Raw genomic sequence first — 11,197 nt, forward strand, 5'->3', positions numbered from 1 at the left:
GTCGAGGATCCGGATGGTGAGGACCTGCGGGACGAGGATCCGGATGGTGAGGACCTGCGGGACGAGGATCCGGATGGTGAGGACCTGCGGGACGAGGATCCGGATGGTGAGGACCTGCGGGACGAGGGCCCGGAAGGTGAGGACCCGGAAGGGAACGGCTGGTAGCTCGTGCGGAGAAGGGTGCCGGCCCGGTCGGTATTAGACCTCGATGAAGCATGGGGGCTGGTGGCCAACACGTTCCCGGCTGCGGCCAGCCCGGGGCGCACTTCACAGTGCCGGTCTGCCGATCGAGTGGCAAGTCTCTCTTGCTCCGCTTTGACGGACACCGTCGGTGTGGTGGTCAGGCCGCCAGTACGGTCTCCCACTCGGCGGGACTGCGGTAGCCAAGGCTGCTGTGCAGCCTGCGAATGTTGTACCAGGCTTCGATCCACTCGAATATCGCGGTCCGCGCTGCGGCTCGGCTGGGCCAGGGGCGGTCGCCGAGCAACTCTCTTTTGAGTGGCGAAGAAGGACTCGGCGGCGGGGTGCTGCACCAGCAGGCCATCCACGGCCTGGCCCTGGCGCTCCGGCTGATGCCTGGTCAGCTGGAAGCGGTGAACGCCGAGGTCGACCACCGCCGGCACTTGGCCGAGGACCACATCACCGCCGAGTGGAGGCCAGCCGTGATCTGCGCGAGGGTGTTGTGCTTGCGCAGGTGTACCAGTGCGACGAGCCACCGGGGCTATAACAACAAGCTGAGACGCGCGGACGGCATTTGTAGTTCCTGTAACAGGCCGCGATCTCGCGGCTGAACGCGCGCCTGCGATATCTCTCGGCGAGTGACTGTCTGCAAGCCGTGGGCGTCGAATCCATAACGTTCGTCATGGTTCGATCCTTTTCAATTCACGGCCGTGCGGCGGACATCAGCTCCCAGGCCCCGTATCGTCCGTTCGGCTATTTGCTGCATGCCCTGCATGGATCGTCAGATGAGGCCTGTTCATGGCTGCTTTGGCGATTTCTCCGTCAAACTCCCTGGAAGGGGCGAGGATTGATGCTGAAGAACGGTCTGATAGCGACTTCCAGTCGATCGGGGTCCGCTATGCGCGAGAGCGCCCTGCCGCAGGACCGAACCCTGGCTTCGGTGGCATGGCCTGTGGTGGCGACCGCCGGTGCCGCACTGGCCTCCCCCGGGGTGACACGATGACGAAACTCAATTTCACTCAGTTGGTCCAGGAGAAGTCCCTGTGGTGCTGGGCCGCCAGCGGGTTGAGTATCGCTCGATTCCTCGGCAGGGACATGAACGTGAGCCAGTCGGGCTTCATCGGGGCAACTGCGTTGCTGCCTTTGGGCACGCTCGCTGTCCCTAACGAGATCGGATTCCTGAGGGCGGTGCAGCTGAGCTGGAAGAATCTCGGCCTGCTCCCCGGTACCGGTGATGTTGGTCCCCTCGACTTCGATAGCATCAAGGAGGAGATCGATGCAAATCGGCCAATCATCGCGGAGCTGGCCTGGGCCACGGGCGGAGGTCATGACGTCGTCATCTACGGCTACGACGCCGACGAAACCGTCCACTACAGCGACCCGTGGCCGGCGTCCCCGCGCTACCAGTCTCGCTCCTACGATGAATTTGTCTCGAACGAGGAATTTCGCTGGACCGCGTATGTGTACCAGATCGGGCTAGCCTCCGGGGAGGACTCGTGGCAGGGCCGGGGGTTGGGAACGGGGGCGGGGCAGGAGCCCGACTCCGCGCAGGGGTGATGTGGAGTTTGCCCCAGTCGCCCGTGGCCAGGCCGATGGTGGGCCGCCGACCCGGGCCGCAGCCGCCCAGCTGGCCACGACCCATCCGAGCAATCCGTGCCTGGCTCGACCCTTGGCGCGCCCTGCGCCGCTACCGGCAGGCCTGGTCGAACACGTCCCCGTCACCGAACTCCTGGCCATGCTGGCCTCGTTGGCCACCGGCCAGCCCCTTGATCTCTACTCACGGGTTTGCCAAATCACCGGTAACCTGTGAAGCGACTCGTCGCTGCAGCCGCTGAGCTTGAGTCCATGACGTCTGAGTGGTGCTGTCGGAGTGCAGCGTTGCCTGAAGTAGCTGGCTGCCGCCGAGAGAATCAGGCTCCCGTGCTGTCAGGCGCGTGCCCTGGAGAGCAGTCGGTCTGCGTGGATCCGGCTCGCGTATTCCACGAGACCGATCAGAACGTCCTTGCCTGAGCTTCGTAGCCGCGCGTCGCACTGCATGACGGGTATGCCGGCGTCCAGGTCGAGTGCCCGTGCGACGTCGCCCAACTGGAAGTCACGGGAGCCGGGGAATCGGTTGACGGCGACCACGAACGGGATGGCCCGGCGCTCGAAGAAGTCCACGGCGGGGAAGCAGCCACTCAGCCGGCGGGTGTCAGCGAGTACCACGGCGCCCAGAGCCCCTTGCGCCAGTTCGTCCCAGAGGAACCAGAAGCGGTCCTGGCCCGGGGTCCCGAAGAGGTAGACCGACAACCCCTGGTGGATGGTGATCCGGCCGAAGTCCATCGCCACGGTCGTGGTGCTCTTCCGCTCCAGGCCGTCCAGGTTGTCGGTCTCTCGGCCGGCTTCGGTGAGTGACTCTTCTGTGTGTAGGGAACGGACCTCGCTGACCGCCCCCACCAATGTGGTTTTGCCGGCGCCGAAGCCGCCGGCCACGAGGACCTTGAGTGCCAGCCCTGGTGAATCGGAGCGAGCCGGGGGGGAGTGAACAGAGCCGGTGTGAGAAGGATCGGAGCGAGAGAACTCAGAGTGCGCGTAGTCCATCGATGACCTCCTGGAGGACGTGCGGGTCAGCAAGGAATGCAGGAGGCGCGGGCTGGGTGACGCGAATCAACGCGGAGTCCAACAGGTCGCCTAGCAGTACTCGGACCACACCGAGCGGCAGGTCCGTGTCGGCGGCCAGCTCGGCTACTGACAGCGGACGCTGTCGGCACAGCGTGAGCAGCAGGTCGTGCTCCGGCCCGACATTCACGGCGGCCGGGTCGGGAACGTCGCTGACCACCAAGGCGACCAGGTCGAGCCCGCTGCGACTGGGTGTGGTTCTCCCCCCGGTCATCGCATAGGGGCGCACGATCGGTCCCGCTGCAGCGTCGGACCGCGGACGCGGCAACTCCCAGGGGGGCATGATCAACCGCCGACCGCGCCGCGAGGTGCCACGTACATGTGCTCACCGACGCGACGGACCAAACGGGCCATCTCATAGGCGATCAGACCCAGGTCGGTGTCGCCGGCCGTGCACACGGCAAGGCAGGTCCCCTGCCCGGAGGCCACGACGAATACGAAACCGTGCTCCAACTCGGCTATGGTCTGCCGGACTTCGCCGGCCCCGAAATGCCTTCCGGCGCCTTTGGCCAGGCTGTGGAAGGCGGACGCGACGGCGGCCAGGTGTTCACCGTCCTCGCGCCGGACTCCGGTGGATGTCGCCATGGCCAGGCCGTCGGAGGAAAGAATCACGGCGAAACGGGCCTGTGGCGCCCGGGAGACCAACTCGTCGAGCAGCCAGCCCAGTTCTCCGGAGTAGTGGGTCGCGGTGGTCATCGGAACTCTCCCTCGCCGTGGATGGGTCGTTGAGTACGCGGACTCCGCTCCGCCTGGCCCGCTTGTCCGTGCGTCCAGCCCTGCTGGTAGGCGGCCATCGCCGCCCGGGCTTGCTCCGGGCTGGGTCCGGCGGCCTGGGGCGGCGCCATCGGGGGCGGCGTGTGGCGCAGCTGAGGTACGAGGTTCGCCTGCCGTACCCGGAGCGGTAGTTCATCACTGCCACCGGGCAGCACTGGCTGCTCATCAGGCATCTCCATCTCCAGTCGTTCACCGGGCATCACTGGCTGTTGGCCGACCGGCCCGGCGAGTGGGTGTAGACGGGCGCGCGGGGTCGGCTGAGCGCTCGTCCGAGTAAGACCCGTGGCCGGACCGGGCGTGCCGACGGTATCGATCACCAGGGCGTCAGGAAGCAGGATCACCGCGGTGATCCCGCCGTACACCGATGGCTTCAGCGCGACCTGGGCTCCCTGTCGGCCGGCCAGTCGACTGACCACGAACAGCCCGAGCCGGTCGTTGTCCAGCAGGTCGGCCTGTTCAGCGGCCTTGATCCGGCGGTTCGCGTCGGCCAGTGCGTCCGGGCCCAGGCCCAACCCGCGGTCCTCGATTTCGACGACGAAACCATTGCCCACCCGCTCGCCGTGGATCAGCACCTTGGTGTGCGGAGGCGAGAAGGCGGTGGCGTTCTCCACGAGTTCGGCCAGCAGATGGATGAGGTCGGCCACCGCAGACCCGGCCACTGCGACAGGTGCCAGCTGGTGCACCTCGACACGCGTGTAGTCCTCCACCTCGCAGACTGCGGCCCGGACCACGTCCACGAGCGGAACGGGCTCGTGCCAGGCCCGGCCGGGCGCCGCGCCGGAGAGGATGATCAGGCCTTCGGCATGGCGTCGCATTCGAGTCGTGAGATGGTCGAGCCGGAACAGGTCCGCGAGTTCGTCAGGGTTCTCGGCACGGCGCTCCATCGCATCCAGCAGCGACAGCTGACGGTTGACCAGCACCTGGGTGCGCCGTGCGAGGTTGACGAACACGCCGGAGACCCCGGAGAGTACCTCTGCCCGCTGGACTGCGGCTGCGACTGCGGCTCGCTCTGCTGCCGCAGTGATGGCGGCCCGCTGGACAATGGCGAGGGCACGGTGCACCTGGCTGATCTCGCCGTCACCTTCCGCCGGCAGCGGGGCCTCCGTCTCCAGGTCGAGCTCCTCGCCGCTGTGCAATCGCCGGATGGTCTCAGGGAGTTTTCGTCTGGCCAGGTCCAGCGCTGAGCTTCGAAGCTCGTTCAGCTCGGTGACCAGACCACGGCCGATCCGCACGGAGACGATCAGCGAGACGACGACCGCGACCAGGCCGAGCGCCGTCGCGGCACCGGAGACGGTGTACGCCCCGAGGGCGGGTGAGCCGGCTTGCCTGATGGAGGCCGAGCCGGCCGTGGTGTGTACCTGCTGGAGCGCCAGGGAGACCGGGCCGGCGACACCGGCCCACTGACCGGCGCCGCCGGCCCTGATGGCCGCTATGCCGTCGGGAGCCGCGGCGATGGCGTCCTCGTGACGCTGCAACTGCTGGTAGCCGGTGCTGTTGATGACGGTGTGCAGGGCCCGCTGATCAGCCGGCCGCAGATCGTTGGCCGAGGCGCTCAAGAACGCCCTTCGGGTATGTACGGCTCGGCCGAAGTCGCGGAGTTGTTGATCGGTCAGCGTGCCGGCCGCCTGGCCGGCGCGCAGGAGCGCATCCTCCCGAGCCAGTTGTTCCTGGCTGCGGGCCAGTTCGAGCAGTACGCGTGAGTTCGAGGTGACTTGGTTGTCCCACGGCGGCGCGACAGCTCCCAGGACGTCGAGGGCATCCTCGACCGCGGAGGTGTACACGCGGTAGCTCTCGGTCCAGTCGACCTGGCCGGTGGCGATCCGGTCCCGCAATCCGGGTAGTGAGGCGATCGCCTGGTCGAGGGTATCGAGCCGGGTGGCGGCGGCTTCGCCGAGGCCTTCGGCGTCGGCGACGTTGTACTGGTGACCGAAGCGGAGTTCCGCTGCCGCGCCGTTGGTGATCGCGGCGGCTGCCCGCAGCCGGTCCTCCGCAGCCGGCCCGGGTGCGGCCAGCAGCTGGCCTGCGATGTCCCGCTCGGTCTGCAGGCCGGTGACGACCGCGTCGATCGGGTCGAGCAGGCGGTTCTGGATGTCCTTCAGCTGGTGGAGCTCCCAGATGCCGCGTGCCGTGCTGACGGTGGCGAAGGCCCAGAGGGTGAGTACGGAGACCACCGAGATCATCAGCAGGGCGAGAATGCGGGCCCGGATGCTGTGCGGGCGTAGCCGTCGCGGCACCGGGCGGGATGGCCCAGGAACGGGTGTGGCGTGACGAACTCCCATGAGATCACCGTCCCTTCGGGTCGAGGGCGGTTTCTCCCGGACCTTCGCCCGCATGCTGGTACGCGGCGCGTTCGGCCGGTGTGGGCGTGAGGGCGACGAACGCGTAGGTGATCAGGAGGAAGGAGCCGAGGCAGACGGAGAGCGGGAGGACGAACTCCATGGGCCCGGCACCGTCGAGACCGGTCCGGACGGGATGCAGGTCGACGTGGGCCGCGGCCATGCCGGTGTAGTGCATGCAGCTGACGGCGAGGCCCATGACCAGGGCGGCGGCGATGATCGAGGTGTTGCTCCGCACCGTCACAGCCGCCCAGAGGCCGGCCGTCGCAGCCAGGATCGCTATCGCCACAGACAGTGCGACGGCCACCGGGGAGTACTTGAAGGTGCCATGGATGCGAATCGCCGCCATGCCGGTGTAGTGCATGGCGGCCACGCCCAGTCCGGTGCCGAGGCCGCCGAGCAGGATCGCGAGGGCTCGCTGCCGGCCGTATCCGACGGCGTACACGCCCGCGCCGACCACCATGATCGCCACCGCCAGGCTCAGCATAGTGAGCGGGACGTCGTAGCGCAGTTCGGTCCCATCCACCGTGAGGCCGAGGATGGCGACAAAGTGCATGGTCCAGATTCCGGTGCCGATCGCGGCAGCCGCGGTGAGCAACCAGTTCCGGCGCCCGGTGCCGGTCGCGGCCAGTGCTCGTACGGTGCAGTGCAGGCCGATTGCTGCACCAGTCGTGGCGATCAAGTATGAGATTATCGGTGTCAGCCAGCCGAAACTGAAGTCGTTCATGGTGCCCATCGGGCTTCTGGTCCTTTCGGCTTGGGTAAGGGCGGCATTGTTCCTCGGCGCGCCTGTGTGGCGGCCAGGGGTGTCGCGACGTCCTCCAGCCACTCGCGTTCCGGGCGGAGGCTGATCAGCGCAAGCAGCCGGGCGGGGCACGGTCGCATCGGCGAGGGGCGGGTGCGGCTGGCATGTTCGCCGTCCGGTGCGCGGCCGGCGGCAACAGCGCCAGCTGGGATGGACCAGCTGCGAGAGTCGACCAGAGAGCCTGGGGCGGCCACGATGACGGCCCACTAGCCTCCCGTCCTCTCCCGTCCTGCAGCTGGCACTCCAGACTGCCGAGGGGAAGCGGTCAATCGGCGTCCCCTGGTCCACGTCCGTCAACCAGCCGTCCGGCAGCGCCGGACGGGCCTGGTAGAAGGCCTCCGGATGTGGAGAGAATGGGGGTAGTGCGGAGGTCAGCCTCAGGCGGCCATCGAACCAGGTCGGATGGAGCAGGTCTGCGGTTCTGCTGTCGGCCCGCGGAGTGGGCTCTTGGTGCGGAAGACGCTGAAGCTGGCCGTTCGGCTGAATCGCTCTCTGTACCCAGTGTCACCGAAAGCACCTGTTTGAGAAGGGCCCGTTGCTCCGTGGTCGATAATTCGGCGAATCCATTTGAAATCTATCGGTCCATGATCACTGAGTAGATCGGGAATGCCGTGGGCCGGGGTCGCTGTGGAATCCAGAGCTGGCGTGGCTCCAGTAATTTCGCATACTGCAGCATCATTCCATCCGATGATAGCCATGTAGCTTTGCGGCGGGGATTCAATCGCCCCGCATGCCGCCATCCTGACGTGCACCTGATCAGCATGTCAACGGATTCGAAGCTGCGGCAGGTAACATTGGTGAGTATCTGAAAGATTTGAAAGACAGTGCGACGGAAGCGTCGCAAGGCACTCGCGCGTGCTCGCCGGGGATGTGCCCTGCCCGCTGGACGTGCGCCAGTCGGTGCCGTCTGCGCTGGTGGCGACGTCCGGGCCCAGGACCTCGTGCCAGCCCTCGTTGTTGACCCCGACGGTGACCAGGCAGTGGACGTTGACGACCCGGATGTCTTCGCGGACATTCCGGGTGAGCGCCTCGACCCGGGCGAGGGCGTAGGGGTCTTGGTCGAGGGAACGGCCTCGGAACTCGGTGATCATCTCGTCCAAGTGCTGCGCTATCTAAGAGACTTGGGACTTCGAGAGCTGGGTAGCGCGTGTTCTCGGCGAGATTCTCCACCCGTCTGGTCGAGACGCCGAGCAGGTGGCAGGTGGCGACCACTGAGATCGGGGCCTGCTCGGCCCGGCTCCGGCGCTCCAGCAGCTGGCTCGGGAAGTGCGAGCCCGAGCGGACCTGCGGGATCGCCAGGTCGATTGTGCCGACGCGGGTGTCCCAGTCCCGATTGCGGTGCCCGTTACGGGAGTTGGCCAGCTCCTCACCCGGGTGGCCGTACTTGCCTGCGGCGGCCCGGTCGACATCCGCGGACACCATCGCCTCCGTGAAGGTCTTCACTATCGCCCGCCCGAGCTGGACGGCTTGGGCATCGGTACGCCCGGTCGGCGCTGGGCGGTGTTCGTCACGGCGGCTGGCCCAATCGGGCCAGCCCGGCCGCAGGGAAAGGCGGCGCATGCCGCAGCCACTGCCTCGACCGCTGGCGCCCAGCCGGTGTCCCGATGGGAGTCGACGAACGGCCGACATGGACGCGCTCGGCCTCGGCTGGGCTGGTACGGAGGTCGGCACGGCACAGCTCACCATCGGCAGCCAGCGTGTCTACTGTTTCGACGGTGACGGCTGTTTCGTCGGCGACGAGTGGTCGAGATGTTCCGCGGCGGCAGGGCGGTCGCCGCCGGCGCCTGAGCGGTCCCTGGAACGGCGGCGGGGGCCGGGGCCGCCTCCGGCACGACCGGATGGAAGGCGGCCCCGGCCCCCGGCACGGGTGGGCATCGACATTGGCGCCCGTGCGGTGGTGCCGGGGCCCATTCGACAACTTCAACAGCTGTTGAAGTCAACCCCGGGACTCTCCGTCCCGGACCTTCCGTCAGGCCCGCGTGGGCGCCAGCCGGCCCGGCATCTGCCAGCCCTCCGCCAGGCGCGAGGGCGCAAGGCGCCGCCCGTTGCCGAAGAACTCGCACAGCTTCATGATCAGCGGGTCCCAGCCGACCGGGTCCACGTAGTGGTCGCTGCCGGGCACCAGCAGCCGCTCGTCACGTGCGCGCGCACCGCCTCCACCTCGACGGCGGTGCACCGCTCGTTGCCCGCCAGCGGCGTGGCCGCCGCCAGCCGACACCCCAGCTGCACCGGGCACTGCGCCGCGCGCGGCGCCCGCACCAGCTTCCCGGGCAGCTCGGTCAGCCCCGCCGCCTCGAACTTGCGCGGCTCGTAGCGGTAGTCCTGCTCCCGCCGGTAGTCGGAGACGACCGGATTGCCGGTCAGCAGCGCCAGCCGGTCGACGGCGTCGACCATCGCGGACGAGGGCAGGTTGAGCACGCGCACTCGCCCTCGCGCCGCAGGTTCGCGGACGTCTGCGCGCTGTTGCCCAGCCCCAGCAGGCACGAGTGGCCCAGCCACCACGCGGACGACATCGGCGCCAGGTTCGCGCTGCCGTCCGCGTTTCGGGAGCCGATCAGCACCACGGGGGTGCCGAAGCGAAGAAGTAGAGGACCTTGAGATCGTTGACTGCTCCCCCGCCTGAAGGCGGGGGATTCCGCCTTCGTCTGGGGGATTTCTGACTCGGGCTGCATGGTCGCCCTGCGGACGCCCATGTCTTATGCCCTCAACGTCAGCCGGGTACGAGCCCAGCCCGGATGAGCATCACGTGTGCGGAGTTCTTGTCCCTGGGGGAGGAGACTCCGCATACGGTGCAGGTGTAGGTGCGCATTCCCAGCGGCAGTGCATGCTTGGCTCTCGTCATGCAGTGCGCGCAGTCCATCGTGGTGTGCGCGGGGTGTACCAGGTGCACGGTACGCCCATGCTTGCGGCCCATCTCGATCAGGGCCCGTTTGGTCGCGCCGATGGCGGCGTCTGCGGCTTTCCTGGCCATGGTGGTCTTGGCGAGGAACTTCGGCCGGAAGTCCTCCACCGCGATCTGATCGTGGTCGCGGACCACGGACTTGGCCCACTTGCGGGCGGTGTCGGTCCGCTGGTCGGCGACCTTCCGGTAGGCCTTGGCGCGCTGCTTCTTCGCGTGCTTGTAGCCCTTGGACCCGGGCCGGCCCTTCTTGGGCTTGCGCCGGGCCATCATCCGGTCGTACCTGGCAAGCCTGGCGGCGGCCTTCTTGCCGTGCTGCGGATGGGGGAGGTCGTGCGGGTCGCTGGTGGTGGTCGCGGTCTCCTCGACCCCCCAGTCGATCCCGATCACCTTGCCAGTGGCGGGAAGAGGCGCGGTGGCGGTGGCGACGACGAACGACGCCCACCAGTGCCCTGCCGCGTCCTGGTACACGCGCACCGACGACGGCGCGGACGGCAGGTCGCGCGACCACGCCACCGTCAGCGCGATTCCGCCCGCGAGGCGCAGGCGGCCGTCCCTGAGGCAGAAGCCGCGCCGGGTGTAGTTCAAACTGGGCAGTGCCTCGCGCTTCTTCTTCGGCTTCGGCATCCCCGCCCGGCGGTGCTGCGGCACCTTCGCCTTGATGTCCTTGAGCGCCTTCGCGCGGGACTTCGCGAAATCCCGGATGATCTGCTGCTGCGGAACCGAAGCGCCTTCACGCAGCCATACCATGGCGGCGCGGGCCTGCGTCAGCATCCTGTCCAGCTGCGCCGGACCGCACGTCACCTTCTCCGCGCCATCCGGCAGGGCCTTGTTCGCGGCGGCGGTCTTGCGGGACTGGTGGACGCACTCGTTCCAGATCCAACGGCACCGGCCCCACTCGGCCTCAAGCAGCGCGAGTGCGGTGGACGACACGCGAAGCCGGTAGGTGTACCGGGCGTGCCCGATCTCCTCCGCCGCCGGCTTCAATGTCGCCATGATGTTGCGATCCGTTTCGCGCTCAGACTTCTCGACGGACTCCATCCACGGCCGACCGTACAAGCCGCCACCGACAAGCGGCCCATCAACTCCGAGATCCTGCACCTGCTTGGGCCCGCGCTCAGCACCGTCACTCCCGAGACACGGTCCGCCTTGACGGTGAAACGGCTATCCTTGCCCCAGCTTTCGGCCGGGGTACCCCCATGGCATCCTCCAGTGCTCGCGGTGACCTTGTGCATGCCCCCGACTCTGCCGCCGCCCCGCCGCGCGCGCTGGCGGGGATCGGACACGGCGCTCGGGAGCCGCTAGAAGGCTGATGAAGATCTTGGTGTGATCCGGGCTGCCGCTGTCAGGCGGCAGCCCCGATCTGCCAGGTGGTGCCGTTGTGGGTGAGTCCGAGGTTGATCAGGGTTCGTAGGTTGAGGGCGGCGGCGCGGGTGTGGAGCCAGGTGTTGTTCTTGATGGTGCCGCGGTGTCGTAGGCGTCGGTTGCCGTGGGCGACGAGCCAGGCGACGGCGCGTTCGACGGGTGGGCGCCAACGGCGGTAGA

General features: G+C 67.9%; 12 protein-coding genes and 1 pseudogene. 1 reads left to right on the forward strand and 12 read right to left on the reverse strand.

Annotated elements, in window-relative coordinates:
* Positions 1-340: 340 nt before the first annotated feature.
* Complete coding sequence (locus ACFVU9_RS42900; RefSeq protein WP_387603051.1) at positions 341-544, reverse strand: integrase core domain-containing protein; 204 nt, start codon at positions 542-544, stop codon at positions 341-343.
* 635 nt (positions 545-1,179) lie between these two features.
* On the opposite strand from ACFVU9_RS42900, the gene ACFVU9_RS42905 reads away from it, so the two are divergent.
* Positions 1,180-1,737, forward strand: a complete 558-nt coding sequence (locus tag ACFVU9_RS42905) for a papain-like cysteine protease family protein (RefSeq protein WP_387603054.1) — start codon at positions 1,180-1,182, stop codon at positions 1,735-1,737.
* A gap of 369 nt (positions 1,738-2,106) precedes the next feature.
* Here the strand turns inward: ACFVU9_RS42905 and ACFVU9_RS42910 are convergent, their stop codons facing one another.
* The 11 genes and pseudogenes from ACFVU9_RS42910 to ACFVU9_RS42960 form a co-directional block, all read right to left on the reverse strand.
* A complete protein-coding gene (locus ACFVU9_RS42910; RefSeq protein WP_387603057.1) occupies positions 2,107-2,760 on the reverse strand; it encodes an ATP/GTP-binding protein in 654 nt (217 codons plus the stop codon).
* Positions 2,741-3,121 (reverse strand): DUF742 domain-containing protein, encoded by a 381-nt coding sequence (locus tag ACFVU9_RS42915; protein WP_387603081.1) that lies wholly within the window; start codon positions 3,119-3,121, stop codon positions 2,741-2,743. Before ACFVU9_RS42915 ends, ACFVU9_RS42910 begins: the two co-directional genes overlap by 20 nt.
* Before the next feature lie 2 nt (positions 3,122-3,123).
* Positions 3,124-3,534 (reverse strand): roadblock/LC7 domain-containing protein, encoded by a 411-nt coding sequence (locus ACFVU9_RS42920; protein ID WP_387603059.1) that lies wholly within the window; start codon positions 3,532-3,534, stop codon positions 3,124-3,126.
* A complete protein-coding gene (locus tag ACFVU9_RS42925; RefSeq protein WP_387603062.1) occupies positions 3,531-5,792 on the reverse strand; it encodes a nitrate- and nitrite sensing domain-containing protein in 2,262 nt (753 codons plus the stop codon). Before ACFVU9_RS42925 ends, ACFVU9_RS42920 begins: the two co-directional genes overlap by 4 nt.
* A 103-nt stretch (positions 5,793-5,895) precedes the next feature.
* Positions 5,896-6,684, reverse strand: coding sequence for an MHYT domain-containing protein (locus ACFVU9_RS42930; RefSeq protein WP_387603065.1), 789 nt, complete (start codon positions 6,682-6,684; stop codon positions 5,896-5,898).
* An 833-nt stretch (positions 6,685-7,517) separates the two neighbouring features.
* Positions 7,518-7,853 carry a transposase gene (locus tag ACFVU9_RS42935; RefSeq protein WP_387603068.1) on the reverse strand — a complete coding sequence of 112 codons (336 nt, stop codon included), beginning with the start codon at positions 7,851-7,853 and terminating at the stop codon, positions 7,518-7,520.
* Positions 7,854-7,914: 61 nt separating this feature from the next.
* Positions 7,915-8,439: pseudogene (locus ACFVU9_RS42940) on the reverse strand (transposase); the annotation flags it as partial.
* A 283-nt stretch (positions 8,440-8,722) separates the two neighbouring features.
* Complete coding sequence (locus tag ACFVU9_RS42945) at positions 8,723-8,875, reverse strand: hypothetical protein (protein ID WP_387603070.1); 153 nt, start codon at positions 8,873-8,875, stop codon at positions 8,723-8,725.
* Positions 8,827-9,171, reverse strand: coding sequence for a hypothetical protein (locus ACFVU9_RS42950; protein ID WP_387603073.1), 345 nt, complete (start codon positions 9,169-9,171; stop codon positions 8,827-8,829). Before ACFVU9_RS42950 ends, ACFVU9_RS42945 begins: the two co-directional genes overlap by 49 nt.
* A gap of 292 nt (positions 9,172-9,463) precedes the next feature.
* Positions 9,464-10,648, reverse strand: a complete 1,185-nt coding sequence (locus ACFVU9_RS42955; RefSeq protein ID WP_387603083.1) for an RNA-guided endonuclease InsQ/TnpB family protein — start codon at positions 10,646-10,648, stop codon at positions 9,464-9,466.
* A gap of 349 nt (positions 10,649-10,997) precedes the next feature.
* Positions 10,998-11,197, reverse strand: a 200-nt coding sequence (locus tag ACFVU9_RS42960; protein ID WP_387603076.1) for a transposase, incomplete at its 5' end; no start/stop codon positions are given.

Origin of the sequence: Kitasatospora sp. NPDC057936 (assembly GCF_042887525.1) — a bacterium.
Classification (GTDB): domain Bacteria; phylum Actinomycetota; class Actinomycetes; order Streptomycetales; family Streptomycetaceae; genus Kitasatospora.